This is a genomic window from Massilia sp. Soil_C_3, from assembly GCF_057657035.1.
On record NZ_JBDGJG010000005.1, the window covers coordinates 498,064 to 520,782 of the forward strand.

A 22,719-nucleotide genomic window follows, 5' to 3' on the forward strand; every position below is an offset into this window, starting at 1 on the left:
CGGATCTCAGAAGTCGTATTTCATGCGCACGCCGAAGTAGCGGTCCGAGTTGCGCGGCAGGGTCTGGGTCAGCACGTGCACGTTACCGAACACATTGTAGTTGTCGCCGACGAAGCTGGCATAGCTCTTGTCGAACAGGTTATTGACGTAGAAGGTCAGCTTCACGTTCTGCGACGGATTGAAGAAAGCGATGCTGCCGTTGACGGTGCCGTAGCCCTTCTGGTCGGCCAGCGGATTGGCGGCCAGGTCGTAGTTGACGCTCGACTGGTACTGGCCGTTGATGTTGGCGATCCCGCTGTAGCCGCTCTCCCCGATCGAGAAGTTATAGGTCGCACCCAGATTGAGCTTCGTGCGCGGCGCGTTCGACAGGCGCTTGCCGGACAGGTCCTGCAGCGGCACGCCGCCGATCAGGACGCAGCCTTCGGCGGCGGTCTGGCCCGGATAGCAGTTCGTGTTCGGGAACTTCTTGATCGTCGCCTCGACCCAGGCCACCGAGGCTTCGAGCAGCAACGTGTTGATCGGCTTGGCCTGCACCTCGAGCTCCAGGCCGCGGGTGCGCAGTTCGCCGACGTTGGTGACGACGTTCTCGTAGGCCTGGGTGAGCGGATCGAGGCGGCGCGACTGGGCCTGGAAGTCCTCGTAGTCGGTGTGGAACACGGTGGCGTTGAGCTGCAGGCGGTTGCGGAAGAACCGGCTCTTCATGCCCAGTTCCCACGAGTCGGACGTCTCGGGCGCCACCGGCAGGCGCACGCGCGCCTCGTTGAAGCCGGTCGAGACGTCGTAGCCGGCGCCCTTGTAGCCGGTGGCGAAGGAGCCGTAGACCATCACGTCCTTGGCCAGGTCGTGCTGCAGGGCGACCTTGCCGGTGGTGGCGTCGTCGCGGCTGCGGCCGTCGAAGATGGCCGGCACCGCCGGCAGGCGGTTGGCGAAGTCGACCTCGATCGTCTCGCGGTTGAAGCGCACGCCGGTGCTGACGCGGGTGGCCGGCGTGATGCGGTATTCGGCCTGAGCGAAGGCGGCGGCGGTCTGGTTGCCGGAGCGCGCTTCCCAGTTGGCCAGGTTCGAGACCGGACCACGAAGGTAGCTGCGCTCGGTGCGCGAGTCGGCGTAATACAGGCCGCCGAGATATGTGAGCGCGCCGTCGCCGTTGGACGTCAGGCGCAGTTCCTGGGTCGACATGCGCGAGCGGTACGGTCCGCCGGCGGTGACGCCGCCGTGGAAGCGGCCGTTCGACTGCGGGCCGAGCTGGTCGAGGTTGGTGCCGTCGAAGTCGGCCAGGAAGTCGAACTCCCAGTCCTGCCAGGTGGTGACCGAGGTGATCGTGTGGTTGTCCAGCTTCCAGTTCAGGGTGCCGGCGATGCTGCGCGACTCGTGTTCGGCAAAGCCCGGATCGTCCATGCGCACGTCGCGGTTGTCCGGACCCGGGGTGATGCCGACCAGGGCCGGTCCGATCGGCGCCACGCCGCGCAGGCTGGCGCCCGGCGGCACCGACAGGAAGGTCGTCACCGGGCCTTCGATGCGGCGCTTGTTGTAGTCGGCGATCAGGCGGCCATCGAGGCTCGTGGTGGGCTTGAAGTCCAGGCGCAGGCGCGCGCCCTTGCTGCGTTCGCCATTCAGTTTGGCGCCCGAGTCGAGATTGGTGACGTCGCCCTCGCGGTTGCCGGTGTAGGCGTTCAAGCGATATCCCAGCTTGTCGCTGATCGGGCCGGAGATGCCGGTTTCGAGGCGCTTCTCGCCGTCGCTGGTCACGGTGACCTGCGCATGGCCTTCCTGCTCCTCGCTCGATTCCTTGGTGACGATGTTGATGACGCCGGCCGACGAGTTCTTGCCGAACAGCGTGCCCTGCGGGCCGCGCAGCACCTCGACGCGCGCGATGTCGCTCAGGTTCGAAAACGCCTGCAATTGCTGGATCACGGGCACGTCGTCGATGATCACCGAGACGGCCGATTCGATGCCGATGCTGAAGGCGAAGGTGCCGATGCCGCGCAGCGCGATATTGTTGTTGTTCGGGTTCTCGTTGATGGTCAGGGCCGGCGCCACGCGGGTCAGGTCCGAGAAGCCGACGATCTGCTGGTTCTCGATCGCGCGCTCGTCCACGGTGCTGACCGCGACCGGCACGTCCTGCATCGCCTGGGGGCGCTTCTGCGCGGTCACCGTGACCACTTGCAGGCCGTCCGACGACTGCGTGTTCGTTTCTTGAGCCTGGGCGGCCATGGCGCCGGCGGCCAGCAGGGCCGCGGCGTGGGCGATGGCAGTCAGGGCCGAGCGGCGGCGCGAGGATGGAAAACTCATTGTGTCTCCTGATAATAATTATGAAATACGTTCTACGAGCGACGTGATCGACTAGTATTTCAGCGCCCACGCGGCCGTCCATCGCCGCCGCACTGCCCTTACTATTTGGCTGCGGCGGGTCCACGCCTGGCGGACCAGGCATGGGAAATCTCTAAAAAAATGGCTGACTCGCACAGGGGCGAGCCAGCAAAGAGACAGCAGCGGACCCGGGTTGCCTCCAAGCATCCAATCGGCCGACTGCGGTGATATATTAGGATTCCAACCCACCATGCACAACAGCCTGGCGGGTTTAGTCATCAAGTTGAGCGAAGCGGCGGTTTGACGTACGTTTCAATCACGCGGGTGATCGAACCTGGAAGTCGCGCAGGATCTCGCGCGCGGCATTGTGGCCTGGCGCGCCGGTCACGCCGCCGCCGGGATGGGTGCCCGCGCCGCAGGTATAAAGACCCGCCACCGGTCCGCGGTAATCGGCATGGCCCAGCATCGGGCGCGCCGAAAAAAGCTGGTCGAGCCCCAGCGCGCCATGGAAGATATCGCCGCCGACCAGGCCGAACGTGCGTTCCAGGTCGAGTGGACTCATGATCTGGCGCCCCAGCACCGCGCGCCTGAAATTCGGCGCATGACGGTCGACGGTGTCGATCATGAGATCGGCCACCCGCTCGCGGTGCCCGTCCCAGCTCGCGCCATCGGGCAGTTGCGGCGCGACGTGCTGGCAGAACAGGCTGGCCACGTGCTGCCCCGGCGGGGCCAGGGTCGGGTCGAGCGTCGACGGGATCAGGAGTTCGACGATTGGCGCTTGCGACCAGCCCGATGCGCGCGCGTCGTGGTAGGCGCGCTCCATGTAAGCCAGGCTGGGTGCGATGATGATGCCGCTGCCGTGGTGTTCGGCCATCGCCTTGCCCGGCAGGCAGCGAAAGTCCGGCAGCTCGGACAGCGCGACGTTCATGCGAAAGGTGCCCGAGCCGCAACGCCAGGCCGACATCCGACGTAAGAAGTCGGCCGGCAGCGCGGCCGGATCGACCAGCCGGGTGTACAGCAGGCGTGGATTGAGGTTCGATACGACAGCGCGTGCATCGATCCGCTCGCCGCCACTCGTGACGACGCCGGTGGCGCGCCCCTTGTGCAGCAGGACTTCGGCCACCGCGCATCCGGTACGGATTTCGACGCCCAGGGACTGCACCGCCTTCGCCATCGCCTGGGTGATGGCCCCCATGCCGCCGATCGCGTGGCCCCAGGCGCCCTTCTTCCCATTGACCTCGCCGAACACGTGGTGCAGCAGCACATAGGCCGATCCCGGCGTATAGGGACTGGCGTAGTTGCCCACCACGCTGTCGAAGCCATAGGCCGCCTTGATCGGGTCGCTCTCGAACCAGCCGTCCAGGACGTCGCCGGCCGACTTGGTGAACAGGTCCAGCAGTTCGCGCTGTCTGGCCAGCGACAGCTTGCGCATGCGGTTGCCGAGGCGGCCGGCCTTGAGCAGCTCGGGCAGCGCGGCCAGCCAACCGCCCTGGATGCGGTTCGGCGGCGTCTGCAGCACCAGTTCACGCAGCAGGTCGGCCGCGTCGTCCAGCTGCCGGTGATAGTCGTCCAGGCGGCCGGCGTCGCGTGGCGAGAACTTCGCCACCTCGGCCGCGGTCCTGCCGGCGCCGACCTTCAGGTAGCGGCCATCTTCGAGCGGGAGAAAGTTGGAAAGCGGACGTTCGACGATGCGCAAGCCATGCCGGGCCAGCGCCATGTCGTGGATCACCTTGGGATTGAGCAGCGAGACGGTGTAGGCGGCCACGGAGTTGCGAAAGCCGGGATGGAATTCCTCGGTGACCGCGGCGCCGCCGACGACGTCGCGCCGCTCGATCAGCGTCACCTTCAGGCCGGCGCGGGCCAGGTACCAGGCGCAGACCAGGCCGTTATGGCCGGCGCCGATGATGATTGCGTCGCGCATCTGGCGTCTCCCCGGTGCGTGCAAGCGAACACGTCGATTCTACCGAGGGAATGCGCCAGTGGCAAAAAAAAGCCCCTGCGGACAGGGGCTGGGTCATGCCTGGCTTACTTGGAGGCCGCCTTGGCGCGCGCCGCGTGCAGCTTGCGGTAGCTGTCGATCAGGCGGTGGTGACGGTCCAGGCCTTCCAGTTGCATGCTGGTCGGCGTCAGGCCGTAAAAGCGCACGCTGCCGTCGACCGATCCCAGCACCGCGTCCATCCGCGCGTCGCCGAACATGCGGCGGAAGTTGACGACGTAGTCATCCAGTTCCATCTCGTCGTCCAGCACCACCTCGAGCACCACGTTCATGGCCTGGTAGAACAGGCCGCGCTCGACGGTGTTGTCGTTGTACTGCAGGAAGGCGCCCACCAGCTCGTGCGCGTCCTCGAAGCGCTGCAGCGCGAGGTTGATCAACAGGCGCAGCTCGAGCACCGTCAGCTGGCCCCAGTCGGTGTTCTCGTCGAACTCGATGCCAATCAGGCTGGCGATGTCGGAGTACTCGTCCAGCTCATTGTTTTCCAGGCGTTCCAGCAGCGCCTCCAGTCTGTCGTCGTCCAGGCGGTGCAGGTTCAGGATGTCGGAACGGAACAGCAGCGATTTATTCGTGTTATCCCAGATCAGGTCTTCGACCGGATACACCTCGGAATAATCGGGCACCAGGATGCGGCAGGCCACCGCGCCCAGTTGGTCGTACACGGCGGTATAGACTTCCTTGCCCATCTCTTCGAGGATGGCGAGCAGGGTCGCGGCTTCCTCGGCGTTGGCATTGTCGCCCTGCGCGGTGAAGTCCCACTCGACGAAATCGACCTCCGACTTGGCGCTGAAGAAGCGCCATGAGACGACGCCGCTCGAATCGATGAAGTGCTCGACGAAGTTATAGGGCTCGGTCACCGCTTCGCTGGCGAAGGTCGGCCGCGGCAGGTCGTTCAGGCCTTCGAAGCTGCGGCCTTGCAGCAGTTCGGTCAGGCTGCGCTCCAGCGCCACTTCGAAGCTCGGGTGGGCGCCGAACGAAGCGAAGACGCCGCCGGTGCGCGGGTTCATCAGGGTCACGCACATCACCGGGTATTGGCCGCCCAAAGATGCATCCTTGACCAGCACCGGGAAGCCCTGCTCTTCCAGGCCCTTGATGCCGGCCACGATGCCGGGATACTTGGCCAGCACTTCTTGCGGCACGTCGGGCAAGGCCATCTCGCTTTCCAGGATCTCGCGCTTGACGGCGCGCTCGAAGATCTCGGACAGGCACTGCACCTGCGCTTCGGCCAGCGTGTTACCGGCGCTCATGCCATTACTGGCATACAGGTTTTCGATCAGGTTCGACGGGAAGTATACGACTTCGCCGTCCGACTGGCGCACGAAGGGCAGCGCTACGATGCCGCGTTCCACATTGCCCGAGTTGGTGTCGATCAGGTGGGAGCCGCGCAATTCGCCATCGGGATCGTAGAACGACAGGCTGTATTCGTCGAGGATGCCATCCGGCAGCGCATCGTCGGGGCCGGGCTTGAACCAGCGCTCGTTCGGGTAGTGCACGAAATCGGCGTTGGCGATGTCTTCGCCCCAGAACACGCCGGCGTAGAAGTGGTTGTTGTTCAGGCGTTCGATGTATTCGCCCAGGGCCGAGGCCAGCGCGCTTTCCTTGGTCGCACCCTTGCCGTTGGTGAAGCACATCGGCGAATGCGCATCGCGAATATGCAGCGACCATACATTGGGCACGATATTGCGCCACGACGCGATCTCGATCTTGATGCCCCAGCTGGCGAGCATGCCCGACATATTGGCGATGGTCTGTTCCAGCGGCAGGTCCTTGCCAGCGATATAGGTGCGCGATGCCGCGTCGGGCTGCAGGGTCAGCAGGGCCTGGGCGTCCGCGTCCAGGTTGGCCACTTCCTCGATCACGAATTCCGGGCCGGCCTGCACGACCTTCTTGACTGTGCAACGCTCGATCGAGCGCAGGATGCCCTGGCGGTCCTTGTCGGAGATGTCCGCCGGCAGCTCGACCTGGATCTTGAAGATCTGCTGGTAACGGTTTTCCGGGTCGACGATATTGTTTTGCGACAGGCGGATATTCTCCGTCGGGATATCCCGGGTATTGCAGTACAACTTCACGAAATACGCCGCGCACAGGGCGGACGAGGCCAGGAAGTAATCGAATGGGCCTGGCGCCGAGCCGTCGCCTTTATAGCGGATGGGCTGGTCGGCGATGACGGTGAAATCGTCGAACTTGGCTTCCAGGCGAAGCTTGTCGAGGAAGTTGACTTTAATTTCCATGGAAAAATCCAGATACGGTGGGTAAAAATACAAAGCCCTGTCGGGACAGGGCTCATGGGTCACTGTACAGTACGGAATTTCTCGTGGAGAGTCGCGCTTCGCTCGATCCGCTACTGCCAAGATAGCGCCCGTATTTTAACACGCGGGTGCCCCATCGCCGCCCGGCCGGATGGTGCATTGCAATGCTTGCTCAGCTGTCACTGGGTTACCATGAGGATAATAATAATGAAGGGTAACCCATGCACACGACACGGAGACGCATCTTGAAACAAGTCGGGGCCGCCATGCTGGCCGCATCCACATCGGGGACCACGCTGTCAGCCACGCCTGCATCGGCAGCCAGCTGGCCACCCTCGCCCGCCACGATCCCGCTCTGGCCCGAAGGCGTGCCCGGCGCCCGCGCCGGCCTGGAACCGGAACGCTATGTCGACGGCAGGATCAGCCGGGTTTCCGACCCCACGCTCACCGTCTATCCTCCGGCGGTCGACCGCGCCAACGGCAGCGCCGTCATCATCTGTCCCGGTGGCGGCTACGAGCGCCTGGCCATCGAGCGCGAAGGCGAACAGTATGCGCGCTGGCTGTCGAGCCTGGGCGTGACCGCCTTCGTGCTCAAGTATCGGATGCGCGAATTCGGCCATCCGGCGCCGCTGCAGGACGCGCTGCGCGCGGTGCGCCTGGTGCGCTCGCAGGCGGCGCAGCACAAGTTGCGGCCGGAACGCATCGGCGTGATGGGCAGCTCGGCCGGCGGCCACCTCGCCGCCAGTGCCGGTACCCTGTTCGACCATCCGCTGGGACGCACCGGTGCTGAACTCGACGCGGTGAGCGCCCGGCCCGACTTCCTGGTGCTGATGTACCCGGTGATCGCGCTCGACGGGCCGGCGGCCCACATGGGTTCGCGCAACGCCCTGCTCGGCACGTCGCCCAGCGCGGCGGAGGTGGAGCTGATGTCGGTGGCGCGCCAGGTGACGGCGCGCACGCCGCCGACCCTGCTGATCCATACCCAGGCCGATGCCGCCGTGCCGGTCGAGAACAGCATCCTGTTCTACCAGGCGCTCACGCGCGCGAAGGTGCCGGCCGAGATGGTTTTGTTCGAGCATGGCGAGCATGGCATGGGCATGCGGCCCAATCTGGGAACGGCGTCGGCCTGGCCGCGGCGCGCCGAGGAGTGGTTGCAGGCGCGTGGGCTGCTGGACCGGGCGAAATAGGCAAGCGTGGCGGTACGGGCGCGAGAGCGTGGGAATTGGCGAGTTTTCCGCATTCTGGCGTCAAGTAGAATGGTTCGCGAGTAAAACTAGGAGCGCACATGGCAACGCTGATTCCTTCGATCGGCGCTTGCGCCTCGCGAATGACGCCCGGCGAACGACGCCTGGCTACCCGTCTCGAAGACAAGCTGGAAGACGACTACCTGTGCTGGTATGACGTCTCGATCGGCGACCGCACCCAGCACCCGGACTTCGTCGTGTTTCATCCGAACCGGGGCCTGCTGGTCCTCGAGGTCAAGGACTGGCGTCCCGATACGATCCGCAGTATCGACAAGCAGACGGTGGCGATCGTCGCCGGCGACAGCGTCAAGCACGTGCAGAATCCACTGGAGCAGGCACGCCAGTACATGTACGCCGTCGTCAACAAGCTGGAACGCGACCCGCAACTGGTGTGGCCGAGCGGCTCCCTGAAAGGCAAGCCATCATTCCCTTATGGTCACGGCGTGGTATTGACCAATATTACTCGCAAGCAGTTCGACAAGGCCGAGCTGGACGGCGTCCTTCCGCCGCACCTCGTCATCTGCCAGGACGAGATGACCGAAGCCGTGGACGCGGAAGGCTTCCAGCAGCGGCTGTGGCAGATGTTCCCGATCAAATTTACGAGGAAACTGACGTTGCCGCAGATCGACCGCATCCGCTGGCACATCTTCCCGGAGGTGCGTATCCCGCCCCAGCCGGATGCGTTCGACGAACCGGGACAACTGACGGTCGAACTGCCCGACGTCATGCGTGTCATGGACCTGCAGCAGGAGCAGCTGGCGCGCAGCCTGGGCGAGGGGCACCGCGTCATCCACGGCGTCGCCGGCTCGGGCAAGACGCTGATCCTGGGTTACCGGGCCGAACATTTGGCCAAATCCTCCACGCGACCAATCCTGGTGCTGTGCTACAACAAGACACTGGCGACCAAGCTGGCCAGCGTGATGGCGACGAAAGGCTTGCAGGACAAGGTGCACGTGGCCACCTTCCATGCCTGGTGCGTGCGCCAGCTCGACGCCTATCACGCGGGCAAGCCGGTCAACGACGGCGATGCCAACGCCTTTTTCGAAGCCTGCGTGGAACGCGTGATCTGCTCGGTCGACCAGAAGCTGATCCCGTCGGCGCAGTACGATGCCGTGCTGATCGACGAAGGGCACGACTTCAAGCCGGAGTGGTTCAAGCTCGTGGTGCAGATGATCCATCCGGAATCGAGCTCGCTGCTCGTGCTGTACGACGATGCCCAGTCGATCTACGGCGACCGCAAGAAGCCCCGGTTTTCGTTCTCCAGCGTCGGCATCCAGGCGAAAGGCCGCACTACCATCCTGAAGCTGAACTACCGCAATACCGCCGAAATCCTGGCGGTGGCGCGCGCCTTTGCCGACAACCTGCTGGCGCCGAGCGATGCCGAAGAAGACCAGGCCCCGACCGTGCTGCCGATGAGCGCCGGGCGCCGCGGCCCCAAGCCCCTGCTCGTCACCTTGCCGACGCTGAAGGACGAAGCCGGGTTTCTGGCCGATCGCCTGGCCGAAGCCAATCGCCTGGGAACGCCATGGAACGATATGGCCGTGGTCTACCGCCGCTACGGCATCGGCAAGCTGCTCGTCGACGCCCTGGCCCACAAGGGCATCCCCTTCCAGTGGCAGCAGGATCGCAAGGGGTCGTTCGCCCCGGAGCACGATAGCGTGAAACTGATCACCATGCACAGCAGCAAAGGGCTGGAGTTCCCGCTCGTCTGCATCCCTGGCATCGGCGCGCCGGCCAGGGACGGCGAGGACGAACGCGACGAGGCGCGGCTGCTATATGTGGCGATGACCCGCGCCACGCAGGAGCTGGTCATGACGCATAGCGACACCTCCCTGTTGTCGGAAAAAATGACGGGTGCGATGGGCGTCTTGCGCGCGCTCTGATCTTCCGGCGCCGTGCAGCTGTCTGCGTTTGCATTGTCCATACGGGTGGTGCTAATATAGGAACCAATCGGTCCACATATTGGCCCGCACCCCAAGGAGTATCGATGACAAACCACAGCGGTCTCGGTCGCCCACGCGAATTCGAACTGGACGTCGCCGCGCGCGACGCGATGAACGTTTTCTGGGACCGGGGTTACGAAGGCGCGTCGCTGCCCGACCTGATCGAAGGCACGGGCCTGTCGCGCGGCAGCCTGTACAAGGCATTCGGCGACAAGAAGGGCTTGCTGCTGGCCGCGCTCGACCTGTACATGGACAAGGGCCTGCAAGCCACCGCCGAGCTCCTGTCGCGGCCGGGCTCGGCCAGGGAAGCGATCCGCGCTTCCCTGATGCGCCTTGTCGCCCTCTCCTCGGGCGACGCGGGGCGGCGCGGCTGCCTGATCGTCGCCATGGCCACCGAGGTCGGCACGCACGACCCGGACATTGCCGAGCGCACCGGCCGCATGTTCCACCGCCTGCAACAGCTGTATGCCGAGGCGATCGCGCGCGGCCAGGGAAGCGGCGAGATTGCGCGACGCGACCCGCAGGTGCTGGCCCATTTTCTTGTCTGCCAGATCCAGGGCATGCGCGTGCTGGGTAAGACCGGCGTTGGCAAGGCCGATATGACCGCGCTCGTCGACACCGCCATGCGCATTCTCGATTAAATTTTTTTGTCGATTTTGGAACCAATTGGTTCCGTAAAGGGAATTTGATGATTCACGTAACCCCACCCGAATCGCGCCGCTGGGCGATCTTTGCCATACTGCTGGTCGGTTCCTTCCTGCCGCCGCTGGACTTTTTCATCGTCAACGTGGCGCTGCCGTCGATCCAGTCCGAGCTGGGTGCCTCGGCGTCGGACGAGCAGCTCGTCATTTCATCCTACGCCGCGCTGTATGCGGTCACCCTGATCAGCGGCGGACGCCTGGGCGATCTGTTCGGCCGTGGCCGCATATTCCTCCTCGGGCTGGCCGGCTTCGCGGCCGCATCGCTGCTGTGCGGCCTGGCCTGGTCGCCGGCGGCGCTGATCGCCGGCCGCGCCTTGCAGGGGGTGACGGCGGCCATCATGGCGCCGCAGGCGCTCGCGTCCGTCCATGCGATCTTTCCGGAAGCCGATAAGCCGCGTGCGCTCGGCCTGTACGGCGCCGTATTCGGCCTGGCCTCCGTCATCGGACAGGCGCTGGGCGGCATCCTGATTTCACTGGACCTGTTCGGTTTGGGCTGGCGTACGATTTTCCTCGTCAATCTGCCGGTGGCGATCCTGGCTCTCGCATTCGGCCTTCCCTTGCTGAGGGAAACGCGGGCGCCGCGCTCGAGCAGACTGGATCCCGGTGGCGCGGCGCTGTCGGTGCTCGCGCTGGGCGCCCTGATCGTGCCACTGATCGAGGGCCGGGAAGCGGGCTGGCCCTGGTGGTCCTGGCTGTCCTTGTGCGCCGCGCCTATGCTGGCGTGGTGCTTCTGGCGCTACGAAAGCGGACTTGTCCGCGCGGGCGGCTCACCCCTGGTCGATCCCTCCGCCCTGGGCGCGCCGGGCATGCGACGCGCGTTGGCCATCGCATTGCTGTTCTACGCACTTGCTGCCTTTTTCCTGCTGTTCTCGGTCTATCTGCAGAACGCGCTGCACGTGAGCGCCCTGGACGCCGGCCTGGTCTTCCTGCCGTTCGGCCTTGGCTACCTGCTCGGGCCCCTGGCGACGCCGCTCGCCCGGCGCATCTTCGGCGACTGGGTCAATCCGATCGGCATGGCATTGCTGACAGCAGGTTTCCTCGGCCTGGCCGCGCTGGTGGCGGCAACGCCGGTGGGTGTCGCTCCGGCGGGGACAATGCTCGCCATCCTGCTCTTCGTCATGGGTTGTGGCCAGGGGCTGGCGCTGCCGTCGCAGATGCGGATGATCACGGGCCGCGTGGCGCCGGCCCATGCCGGGATGATCGCCGGCGTCGCAAGTTCGACCCTGCAAAGCGGCACTGCGCTCAGCGTGGCGCTGATCGGCGGCATCTTCTACACCGTGCGCGGCGTGTACGACGACCCGGCGGCGATCACCGATGCCTTCACCGTCGCGATCCTGTGCATCGCCTTTTGTCTCGGCCTCGGCGCGCTGCTGGGCGCGACGCTGACGCGCAGGTCTTCCTGACCCGTTTGCGCGGGCTTGCATGAGAGAGGCGGAAGAATGGAGCGGAGCGTCCGTGAGGCGCCCCTCTCCTGCTAGCTTTGTTTGAGGAGTGTTATCTTTATCGTAGTCGTTGGCGTTCGCTGGTTTGGTGGTTCTGGTTTCTATGTTGGTTAGTTACGTTTTATGGTATGGTAACGCCATCTCCATCCAACCCGTCTCGCCATGCACACTGCCAATTCGTGGGATGCCGACCCAGTCAAATCCTTCAAGGCATTCATATCCACCACGGCCTTCGCCGAAACCGGCCGGCGCCAGCGCGCCGACGGCACGCTGCGGGTGCTGTCCGCCGAGTCGGCAAAGATCTACCTGTTCATGTTCAACAACCTGGCGGGCTGGATGCAGGAACAGCGCCTCACCTTCTCCCGGGTGACGCAGGCCGACCTGCTGCGTTTCATCGGCCGCACGGTCAAGGGCAAGCGCGTCCTGAACAGCAAGATCGCCTACCGCTACCTGCGCCTGCTGGAACGCTGCTACGAGCATCTCGGGGTCGTGCCCAATCCGGCGCAAGAGGCGATCCTCGGCATCGACCGCGCCCACATCGCGAAGGACGAAGCCGGACGCACCCTGTCGGAAGACCAGTTGCAGCGCTTCTTCGCCGCGCTGCCCGCCGAGGCGCCACGGAAACGCCGCAACACGCCGTTCGATGGCTGGAAGCGCCGCCGCGACCGGGCCATGCAGGTAGTCATCGCGCTGGCGGGGCTGAAGGTAACGGAGGCGGTCGGCCTGTTGATCACAGAAGTCGGGCGCCAGGCGTCGATCGACGGCGCGATCGTGCTGTCGATCACCCCTGAGGAAAAGCTCGACACCAGTCATGAACACGAAGTCACCCTCCCCCGCGAAGGCGCCGACGAGCTGCGCGCCTGGCTGGAGGAGCGGGAAACGATGGCGATCCCGGGCGAGTTCGTATTCCCGGCTAACCTGACGGGCGCCAGGATGACCAGGAAAACCGTCTATATGCAGATGCGCGCCACCTTCGAGCGGGCCGGCATGAACTTGTCGCGCTCCGGCGGGCGTACCTTGCGCAACACCTTCGCCAAGCGCCAGCTCGATCAGGGCGCGAGCCCCGACGAGCTGAAGGACGTGCTGGGCCTGGCGCTCGAGCGTTCCGCCGCCGACTACAAGCTCACGCGCGTGAAGCCAGACCCGGAAGAGTAAGCGGCGTCCAAAGGACTGTCAGGCCGCCAGCAGGTGGGGCCCGATCTCGCTGACCGAGCGCACGCCGGTCAGGACCATATTGGTGCGCAAGTCCTTCTCCATGATCTGCAGCAGGCGCTCGACCCCGGCCTGGCCCTGCGTAGCCAGCGCGTACACGAAGGCGCGCCCCAGCAGGACGCCGTCCGCCCCCAAAGCCAGCATGCGGAACACGTCGGTCCCGGTGCGCACGCCGCCATCGGCGAAGATCGTCATCTGCCCCTGGACCGCGGCCGCGATGGCCGGCAGCACCGAGGCGCTGGACGGCGCACCATCGAGCTGGCGCCCGCCGTGGTTCGACACCACAATGCCGTCGGCGCCGAAGGCCAGCGCATCGCGCGCGTCCTCCGGATCGAGAATCCCCTTGATCACCAGCTTGCCCTGCCACTCGTCGCGGATCCACTGCAGGTCGGGCCAGGCGATGCCAGGATCGAAATTGGCGCCGAGCCAGCCGATGTAGTCGGCCAGGCCGGTGGCGCTTCCGCGATAGGCGGTGATGTTCCCCAGGTCGTGCGGACGCCCGAACAGGCCAACGTCCCAGGCCCAGCGCGGATGCAACGCGGCCTGCAGCATGCGCCGCAGCGGCGCGTTCGGCCCGCTCATGCCGCTGTGGGCGTCGCGGTAGCGCGCGCCCGGCACCGGCATATCCACCGTGAACACCAGCGTGCGCGAGCCGAGTTCCCATGCACGGCGCATCACATCGCGCATGAAGCCGCGGTCCTTCAGCACGTACAGCTGGAACCAGATCGGGTGCGCGGCCTGGGCCGCCACCTCGGCCAGCGGACACACCGAAACGGTCGACTGGATGAACGGAATATTGCGATGGCAGGCGGCGCGCACCGCCTGCACCTCGCCGCGCCGGGCATACATGCCGGTCAGGCCCACCGGCGCCAGCGCGATCGGCAGCGAATAGCCTGCGCCGAACCACTGCACGCCCAGGTCAAGCTGCTCGGAGCCGCGCAGCACGCGCTGGCGCAGCTTGATCGCCTGCAGGTCGTCGACGTTACTGCGCAGGGTCTGCTCGGCGCCGGCGCCGCCGTCGAGGTAGTGGAACAGGAAGGGAGGCAGCCGGCGGCGCGCGGCCTGGCGGAAGTCGGTGGCGGACGAAATGATCATGTACAGGGTCGAGATGGGCGGATGAGAAGCAGATGAGCGGATCGAATCCGCAGTCTACGCCGTCGCCCGCCTCCTCGTCCATCGACAGGGCCGGGATAATCAGTGTCCTGATCGCGCACGCGGTATTGACAGCCAGCGCAAACGCTCAAGCGCCTGATTAAATAGACCATGGGGCCGCCCGCCCGTTGACACTTCCCGAACGGAAAATGAATACTCGGCCGGGCAAGCCTTGATCAGCGACAGGATAACCATGGCGTCCCCCTCCGACTACCAAGCACTGAAACGCGGCGCGGCCCTCGCGCTGCTGGCACTGGCCTGCACCGCCTGCGCCACCCCGGGTCGCCAGCTCGAACCGCTCGATCGCGGCGTCGTCGCGATCCACACCGGCGACGGCAATTTCGTCAGCTGGCGCGCGCTCGGCCCGGAAGACCCGGCCACCACCTTCAACCTGTACCGCGATGGCGTGCGCGTCAACGGCGCGCCGCTGGTCGCCACCAACTTCGTCGATGCCGGCGCCGCCACCAGCGCGGCCTACAGCGTACGCGCCGTCAGCAAAGGGGCGGAGAGCGCCGTCGACGCGCGCGCCGGCGCCACGTGGCCGCAACCGTTCAAGACCATCCCCCTGCGCAAGCCCGCTGGCGGCGTCACCCCGGACGGCGAAGCCTATACCTATGGCGTCAACGACGGTTCCGCCGCCGACCTCGATGGCGACGGCGTCTACGAATTGCTGGTCAAGTGGCAGCCGACCAACGCCCACGACAATGCCCATCGCGGCTACACGGGTTCGACGCTGATCGACGCCTACCGCCTGGACGGCACGTTCATGTGGCGCATCGACCTGGGCAAGAACATCCGCGCCGGCGCCCACTACACGACCTATCTCGCCTTCGACTTCGATGGCGACGGCCGCGCCGAACTGATGGCCAAGACCGCCGACGGCACGATCGATGGCGCCGGCAAGGCCATCGGCGACGCGGCGGCGGACCATCGCAACAAGGGCGGCTACATCCTGGCCGGCCCGGAGTACCTGACCGTGTTCGACGGTCGCACCGGCGCTGCGCTGGCCAGCACCGACTACACGCCGCCACGCGGCGACGTCGCGGCCTGGGGCGATGCCTACGGCAACCGGGTCGACCGCTTCCTGGGCGGCGTGGCCTACCTCGACGGCAAGCGGCCGAGCGCCGTGTTCGCGCGCGGCTACTACACCCGCGCCGTGCTCGCGGCCTGGGACTGGCGCGACAACAAGCTCACCCGGCGCTGGGTATTCGACAGCACTACGCCCGCCAATGCCGCCGCCGCCGGCCAGGGCGCGCACTGGATGGCCGTGGGCGACGCCGATGGCGACGGCCGCGACGACATCGTCTACGGCGCCGCCACCATCGGGAGCGGCGGCACCCTGATGTACAGCACTGGCTTGTGTCACGGCGACGCGCTGCACGTCGGCAAGCACGATCCCAGCCGCCCCGGCCTGCAGGTATTCATGGTGCATGAGTCACCATCGTGCTACCGCGGCAACGGCGCCGAGATGCACGACGCCGCCACCGGCAAGGTCTTGTGGGGCATCGCCAGCACCATCGACGTGGGACGGGGCATCTGCATGGACATCGATCCCGCACATCCTGGCAATGAGTGCTGGGCCGCGATCGGCGGTATCAACGACCCGGCCGGCGGCCTGGTGAATGCCGCCGGGGTGCAGATCTCGACTACCCGCCCGCGCGCCTACAACTTCGGCCTGTGGTGGGATGGCGACCTGCTGCGCGAATCGCTCGACGGCGCCCGGATCGAAAAATGGAACCCGCAAACGCAGCGCCTCGACCCGCTGCTCGACGGCGCAAAACACGGCGCCGCCTCGATCAACGGCACCAAGGCCAATCCCGTGCTGTCGGCCGACCTGTTCGGCGACTGGCGCGAAGAAGTGGTCTGGCGCAGCGCCAACGACGAGGCGCTGGTGGTGTTCTCCACCACGACCCCGACCCGGCACCGCATCCCGACCCTGATGCACGACACCCAGTACCGGGTGCAGGTAGCGGCGCAGAATGCCGCCTACAACCAGCCGCCCCACCCCAGCTTCTTCCTCGGCGAAGGCATGACGCTGCCGCTGCGGACTTCCGATCAATCCAGATAGAGCTTCCGACATGAATCTTAGCCTTCCCCTTCGCCTGACCCTTCCCCTGGCCGCCTCCGCCGCGCTGTTCTCCTTCGACGCCAGCGCCTTTGATCGCCTGAGCGTGACCGCCAGCCATGCGCTGGACATCGCCCGCCCGGCCGAGACGATCTCTGTTCCCTGGACCCGCGTCAACGACGCCCTGCCGCAGGTCCGCTCGCAGCAGATCGTGATCAAGGACGCCGCGGGCCGTACCCTCGCTTACCAGGTAACCAATGTCGACGCCACCGCCAAGGACCCGAAGATGATCGGCGCCGCCTATGGCGAGCTGCTGTTCCAGTACGACTTCAAGGCCGGCGAGAAGTCGGCCACCTTCACGATCGAGAAGGCTGGCGCCACCGTGCCGCCGTTCCCGCCCAGGACCTATGCGCGCTTCGTCCAGGAGCGGCTCGACGACTTCGCCTGGGAAAACGACAAGCTGGCGCACCGCGCCTATGGCCCCGCGCTGAAGGCGCCAGCGGCGCCGGGCAGCGACAAGGAAGTGCTGGTCACCAGCGGCCTCGATATCTGGTTCAAGCGGGTGCCGTATCCGGTGGTCGACCGCTGGTACAACATCGGCCACGACCACTACCATGAAGACCAGGGCGAAGGCATCGATATGTACAACGTCGGCCCGACCCGCGGCGCCGGCGGCACCGGCATCTGGGATGGCAAGCAGCTCCACGTCGGCGCCAACTACCGCGAGTGGCGGATCCTGGCCAATGGCCCGATCCGCACCGTATTCGAACTGCACTACGACGCCTGGGATGCCAATGGCGCCAAGGTGGCCGAAGTGAAGCGCTTCACGGTCGACGCCGGCCGCTATTTCGACCGCATCGACAGCACCTTCACCTTCAGCGGTCCGGCCACGCTCAATGCCGCCGTCGGCCTGCACAAGACGCCAAGCGACAAGGGCCAGGAAGTCAAGGTCGACTTTGCCGAGAAAAAGGCGGACGGCAGCCTGGTGCAGTGGGTCACCCAGCGCAGCTTCGGCGACTTCGGCGTGGCGGTGATCGTGCCGTCGGCAACGGCCTTCGCATCCGATGCGCGCAACGGCCTGGTGACGGCGCCGGTCACGTCGGGCAAGCCGCTGCGCTACCACGTCGGCGCAGCCTGGACCCGCGGCAGCCCGTTCGCGACCCAGGCGCTGTGGCAGCAGCACGTCGCCGACGAGGCGGCGCGCCTGCGCTCGCCGGTGAGCGTGAGCCTGGCGGCGGGACGCTGACAGCATGGCGCCGCTCTCCCGACGCACCTTCTTCAAGACCGGCGCGCTGGCCGCCGCATTGCCGCTGGGGGTGAACGCAGCGCAGGCCGATGCCGCGCCGGCCGCGCCGGGCAGTGTGGAACTATCCTGGCTCGAAGGCAGGCCTGGTTTGATGACCGGCACCACTTTCGGCGTGCCCTGGCCGCGCGGCGCGCTGCGCAGCGTGCCCTGGCCGCGCGGCGCGCTGCGCAAGGACCAGGCCTTCGTCCTGTCGGGAGACAACGGCGACCTGCCCTGCCAGAGCTGGCCGACCGCCTATTGGCCGGACGGCTCGCTGAAATGGACCGCGCACGCGCTGCCGGCCATGGATGCGGCGCCGGAAGGCCTGCGGCTGCGGCCGGGAAGCACGAGCGCCAAAGGTGGCAAGCAACTGACGGTCAAGGAAAGCCCGGACGCCATCGTGATCCACACCGGCGTCATCGAATGCACGATCCCGCGCCAGGGCGCGGAGCTCGTACGCAGCCTGCGCCGTGGAGGACGCGAGATCGCGCGCGCCGGCAAGCTGGTCGCCCTCTGCGACGACAGCCCGGACGGCAGCACCCGCCAGACGGCCTTCGAGAGCCGGCTGCAACATGTCACGCTCGAGCAGCGCGGCCCGCAGCGCAGCGTGGTCAAGCTCGAAGGCATGCACCGCGCGCAGGATAGTGGGCAGGACGATGCGCGTTCCTGGCTGCCGTTCACGCTGCGCCTGTACCTGTACGCCGGGGCGGAGTCTGTGCGCATCATGCACACCTTCGTATTCGACGGCGACGAGCAGAAGGACTTCGTGCGCGGCCTCGGCCTGCGCTTCGACGTGCCCCTGGTCGACGCGCCGCACGACCGCCACGTGCGCTTTGGCGGCGAGGCCGGCGGCCTGTGGGCCGAGGGCGTACGCAATCTGACCGGCTTGCGGCGCGACCCGGGCGAGGCGGTGCGCAAGGCGCAGCTGGCCGGCAAGGCGGTGCCGCCGATCGCCGAGCGCGTAAACAAATCGCTGCACCTGATCCCGGCCTGGGGCGACTACAGCCTGGCCCAGCTCTCACCCGACAGCTTCCGCATCCGCAAGCGCACCAAGGCCGGCCACGGCTGGATCGACGCGGCCTGGGGCCGGCGCGCGCCGGGCCTGGGCTATATCGGCGGCGCCAAAGGCGGCCTGGCCTTCGGCATGCGCGACTTCTGGCAGCGCCATCCAACCCAGCTCGACATCCGCAACGCGCACACGGACGCCGCCCAGGTCACGCTCTGGATCTGGTCGCCCGACGCCCCGGCGATGGACCTGCGCTTCTACCACGACGGCATGGGCATGGAAACGCATGCCGACGAGCTGCAGGCACTGGACGTCACCTACGAGGATTACGAGAAAGGCTTCGGCACGCCGGTGGGCGTGGCGCGCAGCAGCGAGTTCACGCTGTGGGCCCTGGACACCACACCGGCGCGCGAGCAGCTGGTGCGCATGGCGACCCAGGTCCAATCCCCGCCGCAGCTGTGCGCCGCGCCAGCCCATATCCTGGCCACGCGCGCCTTCGGCAATCTGTATGGACTGCCGGACCGCTCGACTTCGGCCCGCGCCCATATCGAAGACCGGCTCGACGCCCATTTCGCCTTCTATCGCGACGAGGTCGAGCAGCGCCGCTGGTACGGCTTCTGGGACCATGGCGACGTGCGCCATACCTATGACACCGACCGCCACGAATGGCGCTACGACGTCGGCGGCTATGCCTGGGCCAATTCGGAACTTTCGCCCGACCTGTGGCTGTGGTATGCCTTCCTGCGCAGCGGCCGCGCCGACATCTTCCGCATGGGCGAAGCCATGGTGCGCCACACCACGGACGTGGACACCTACCACCTGGGCCGCTTCGCCGGCCTCGGCACGCGCCACAACGTCCAGCACTGGGGCTGCAGCGCCAAGCAGGTTCGCATCAGCACCGCGGTCTACCGCCGCATGTACTATTACCTCACGGCCGACGAGCGCACCGGCGACGTGATGCGCGAGCTGCTCGACGCCGACCTGCGCCTGGATGCGGTCGACCCGGTGCGCAAGCTGTCGAACCAGCCGCCCAAGGGCCCGTATCCGGTGCGCGCCAGCTTCGGCACCGACTGGGCCTCGCTGGCCGCCAACTGGCTGACCGAATGGGAACGCAGCGGCGACACCCGCTACCGCGACAAGATCCTGACCGGCATGCGCGACATTGCCGCCATGCCGCATGGTTTCTTCAGCGGCGAGCGCATGGGCTACGAGCCCCGCACCGGGCGCCTGCACAATATGGCCGGCGACAGCGTCAAGGCCTCGCACCTGAACGCCGTGTTCGGGGCGGTGGAAGTGTTCGACGAGCTGATCGCCCTCACCGGAGATCAAGCCTTCGAACGGGCCTGGCTCGACTATTGCGCGCTGTACAACGCGCCGCAGGACGAGCAGCGGCGCCGCCTGGGTAAACCACATGGCGGCTCCGACGTGCTGGTGATCGGCCACTCGCGCCTGACGGCGTATGCGGCCTGGCGGCGCAAGGATCCGGCGCTGGCGCGCCGCGCCTGGCACGAATTCGCGGGTGTGCGCCCCTATCCGCCCTTCGTCGCCACCAAGGTCGCTGGTGCGGCCACGCTCAATCCAGTCACTGAGGTGCCGTGGGCCACCACCAACGACACCGCGCAATGGGGCCTGGCTGCGATCCAGAATCTGGCGCTGATCGGTGACGCCCTCTGACCCATCGATGCGATTCTCCATGACCCACACTGTATTCGCACTCTGCCTAGCGGCCGGCGCGCTGCTGGCCGCGCCGGCGCACGCTGCGGCGCCGACCCGCTTCGTCTTCGGCGACGCCGAGGCGCCCGCCGGTCATATCCGCATAGCCCCCGGCACGCCCTACGACACGGGGCGCGGCTACGGCTTCGAGGACGGCGGCAGCTATTATTCGGTCCGTCTCCCAGAGGGCAACTACGCCGTCACCGTCGTGCTGGGCCACGCCACGCAGCCGACGGCGACCACGATAAAATCCGAGCTGCGCCGGCTGATGCTCGAGAACGTGCCGGCAGCGGGCGGACAGCGCGTGCTGCGCACCTTCGTCGCCAATGTGCGCACCGCGCGCATCGCTCCCGTGCCCGGCGTCGCCGCCGGCGCGGTCGCCCTCAAGGCCCCGCGCGAGACCGAGGCCGAGGCCTGGAACTGGGACGAGCGCCTGACCCTGGAATTCAATGGCGCCCCTGCCGCCGTCCAGCGTATGGAGATCGTGCCGGCCAAGGTGCCGACCATCTTCCTGCTGGGCGACTCGACCGTGAGCGACCAGCCGGGCGAACCCTATAACAGCTGGGGCCAGATGCTGCCGCGTTTCTTCGGCCCCAGCGTCGCGGTGTCGAACCACGCGCAATCGGGCGAGACCTACCGCGACTCGCTGGCGCGCCGCCGCATCGACAAGATCCTGAGCATGATGCAGCCGGGCGACCTGCTGCTGATGCAGTTCGGCCACAACGACCAGAAGCAGATCAAGGATGGCCGCAGCGGCCCGTTCACGACCTACAAGGCCGAGATCGAGACCCACGTGGACATGGCGCGTGCGCGCGGCGGCCTGCCGGTGATCGTCTCCCCGGTCGAGCGCCGCGCCTTCGACGAGGCGGGCCGGGTCAAGCCCTCGCTCGCCGACTACGCCGAAGCCGCACGCCAGTCGGCGCGTGAGCTTGGCGTACCCTTCATCGACCTGAACGCCATGAGCAAGACCATATACGCTGCCCTCGGCGTGGAAGGCTCCAAGGCGGCATTCGCCTCGCCGGCGCCGGGGAAACTGGACAATACCCATCACAACCCATACGGCAGCTATCTGCTGGCCAAGGCGGTCGCGCTGGGCATGCGCGAGGAAAAGCTTGCGCTGGCCGCCCACCTCGTACCCGACTTCGGTTTCGACCCGGCCCATCCCGATCCGGTGGCCGACTTCACAGTGCCGCCCAGCCCCGGCCGCACGCAAGCACGGCCCCTCGGCGACGACGGACAGCGCGAAGTGACCACTGGCGCATCGCCAGGGAGTGCCCGATGAAGCGCCGCACCACCCTGGCCCTGCTGGCCGGTGGCCTGCTCGGCGGATGCGCCGGCCCGTTGCCGGCCAGCCGGACCGGCGAGGACCAGGCCTACCTGTTCTCTTACTTCCTGGGCAACGGCGCCGACGGCCTGCATTTCGCCGCCAGCCGCGACGGCTACCAGTGGGAGGCGCTGCGCGGCGGCGCCAGCTTCCTGGCGCCCACAGTGGGCACGACGAAACTGATGCGCGACCCCTGCATCGCGCGCGGGCCGGACGGTTTGTTCCACATGGTCTGGACCAGCGGCTGGAACGATACCGGCATCGGCTACGCCTACTCGCCGGACCTGGTCCGATGGTCGGACCAGCGCAGCTTGCCGGTGATGGCGCACGAGCCGGGCGCGCTCAATGCGTGGGCTCCAGAGGTGTTCTACGACGTCGGGCGCGGGCACTTTTTGATCCTGTGGTCGTCGACGATCCCGGGCCGTTTCCCGCGGACCGAGGCCGGCGGCGACGCTGCCGGCGACAAGAAATACGACCACCGCATCTACGCCACCACCACGAAGGATTTCGCCAGCTTCACGCCGACGCGGTTGTTCTACGATCCGGGCTTCTCGGTGATCGACGCCACCTTCGTGCGGGCGCTGGGGCGAGACTGGCTGGTGGTGAAGGATGAAACCCGCCATCCGCCGCGCAAGTACCTGCAGGTTGCACAGGCAGCGAGCCTGGAAGGCCCGTTCGGGCCATTGAGCGCGCCGGTCACGCCGGCAGGCCTGTGGGCCGAGGGACCGAGCGCGCTGCAGGTTGGCGACGAGGTGCTGCTGTACTTCGACGCCTACACCGCCGTCCACTACGGCGCGCTACGCTCGCGCGACATGCTGCACTGGGAAGACGTCAGCACGCGCATGCGCTTTCCGCACAAGATGCGCCATGGGACCGCTTTCGCGGCTCCGGCGAGCCTGGTGGAGCGGCTCAGGGCGCTGGCGTCGTAGATCGAACGATTCTCCCGTTGACGCCCGCACGTCGTCCCCGCGAAGGCGGGGACCCAAGTATTCATGCGTAGCCACCAAGCTTGATCATAGTGGCTGCAGTGCTGACTTGGGTCCCCGCCTGCGCGGGGACGACGTATTTGGGCCAACAACC

14 protein-coding genes are annotated in these 22,719 nt (G+C 66.7%); 10 read left to right on the forward strand and 4 right to left on the reverse strand.

Annotated elements, in window-relative coordinates:
- Window positions 1-6 precede the first annotated feature (6 nt).
- The 3 genes from AC3A6F_RS12820 to AC3A6F_RS12830 all read right to left on the reverse strand — a co-directional run bounded on the left by AC3A6F_RS12820 (window position 7) and on the right by AC3A6F_RS12830 (window position 6,534).
- Window positions 7-2,292 (reverse strand): TonB-dependent receptor, encoded by a 2,286-nt coding sequence (locus tag AC3A6F_RS12820; protein ID WP_487681234.1) that lies wholly within the window; start codon window positions 2,290-2,292, stop codon window positions 7-9.
- 334 nt (window positions 2,293-2,626) lie between these two features.
- Entirely contained in the window at window positions 2,627-4,231 is a 1,605-nt protein-coding gene (locus AC3A6F_RS12825; protein WP_487681236.1) for a phytoene desaturase family protein, read from the reverse strand.
- 104 nt (window positions 4,232-4,335) lie between these two features.
- Window positions 4,336-6,534 carry an OsmC domain/YcaO domain-containing protein gene (locus tag AC3A6F_RS12830; RefSeq protein ID WP_487681238.1) on the reverse strand — a complete coding sequence of 733 codons (2,199 nt, stop codon included), beginning with the start codon at window positions 6,532-6,534 and terminating at the stop codon, window positions 4,336-4,338.
- 263 nt (window positions 6,535-6,797) lie between these two features.
- Here AC3A6F_RS12830 and AC3A6F_RS12835 point away from each other — a divergent pair, with 263 nt between their 5' ends.
- The 5 genes from AC3A6F_RS12835 to AC3A6F_RS12855 all read left to right on the forward strand — a co-directional run bounded on the left by AC3A6F_RS12835 (window position 6,798) and on the right by AC3A6F_RS12855 (window position 13,037).
- The gene (locus tag AC3A6F_RS12835; protein WP_487681240.1) at window positions 6,798-7,739 is read left to right on the forward strand and encodes an alpha/beta hydrolase; all 942 of its coding nucleotides are present in this window, start codon (window positions 6,798-6,800) and stop codon (window positions 7,737-7,739) included.
- A gap of 98 nt (window positions 7,740-7,837) precedes the next feature.
- A complete protein-coding gene (locus AC3A6F_RS12840; protein WP_487681242.1) occupies window positions 7,838-9,679 on the forward strand; it encodes a DEAD/DEAH box helicase in 1,842 nt (613 codons plus the stop codon).
- A 104-nt stretch (window positions 9,680-9,783) separates the two neighbouring features.
- On the forward strand, window positions 9,784-10,380 hold the full coding sequence (locus AC3A6F_RS12845; protein ID WP_487681244.1) for a TetR/AcrR family transcriptional regulator: 597 nt from the start codon (window positions 9,784-9,786) through the stop codon (window positions 10,378-10,380).
- Between the two features lie 47 nt (window positions 10,381-10,427).
- The gene (locus AC3A6F_RS12850; RefSeq protein ID WP_487681305.1) at window positions 10,428-11,843 is read left to right on the forward strand and encodes an MFS transporter; all 1,416 of its coding nucleotides are present in this window, start codon (window positions 10,428-10,430) and stop codon (window positions 11,841-11,843) included.
- A 201-nt stretch (window positions 11,844-12,044) separates the two neighbouring features.
- Complete coding sequence (locus tag AC3A6F_RS12855) at window positions 12,045-13,037, forward strand: site-specific integrase (protein WP_487681246.1); 993 nt, start codon at window positions 12,045-12,047, stop codon at window positions 13,035-13,037.
- A gap of 18 nt (window positions 13,038-13,055) precedes the next feature.
- Here the strand turns inward: AC3A6F_RS12855 and lldD are convergent, their stop codons facing one another.
- Window positions 13,056-14,189, reverse strand: a complete 1,134-nt coding sequence (lldD, locus tag AC3A6F_RS12860) for an FMN-dependent L-lactate dehydrogenase LldD (RefSeq protein WP_487681248.1) — start codon at window positions 14,187-14,189, stop codon at window positions 13,056-13,058.
- 250 nt (window positions 14,190-14,439) lie between these two features.
- On the opposite strand from lldD, the gene AC3A6F_RS12865 reads away from it, so the two are divergent.
- Genes AC3A6F_RS12865 through AC3A6F_RS12885 form a run of 5 tightly spaced genes read left to right on the forward strand, consistent with a single transcriptional unit; the run spans window position 14,440 to window position 22,568 of the window.
- Window positions 14,440-16,314 carry a rhamnogalacturonan lyase gene (locus AC3A6F_RS12865; RefSeq protein WP_487681250.1) on the forward strand — a complete coding sequence of 625 codons (1,875 nt, stop codon included), beginning with the start codon at window positions 14,440-14,442 and terminating at the stop codon, window positions 16,312-16,314.
- A 10-nt stretch (window positions 16,315-16,324) separates the two neighbouring features.
- Window positions 16,325-17,557: a DUF4861 family protein gene (locus tag AC3A6F_RS12870; protein ID WP_487681252.1), complete on the forward strand. Its 1,233-nt coding sequence runs from the start codon at window positions 16,325-16,327 to the stop codon at window positions 17,555-17,557.
- 4 nt (window positions 17,558-17,561) lie between these two features.
- Complete coding sequence (locus tag AC3A6F_RS12875) at window positions 17,562-20,276, forward strand: exo-rhamnogalacturonan lyase family protein (RefSeq protein WP_487681254.1); 2,715 nt, start codon at window positions 17,562-17,564, stop codon at window positions 20,274-20,276.
- A gap of 19 nt (window positions 20,277-20,295) precedes the next feature.
- Window positions 20,296-21,597, forward strand: a complete 1,302-nt coding sequence (locus AC3A6F_RS12880) for a rhamnogalacturonan acetylesterase (RefSeq protein ID WP_487681256.1) — start codon at window positions 20,296-20,298, stop codon at window positions 21,595-21,597.
- Window positions 21,594-22,568, forward strand: a complete 975-nt coding sequence (locus AC3A6F_RS12885) for a glycoside hydrolase family 43 protein (protein WP_487681258.1) — start codon at window positions 21,594-21,596, stop codon at window positions 22,566-22,568. The genes AC3A6F_RS12880 and AC3A6F_RS12885 overlap by 4 nt, the downstream gene beginning before the upstream one ends.
- Window positions 22,569-22,719: the final 151 nt, after the last annotated feature.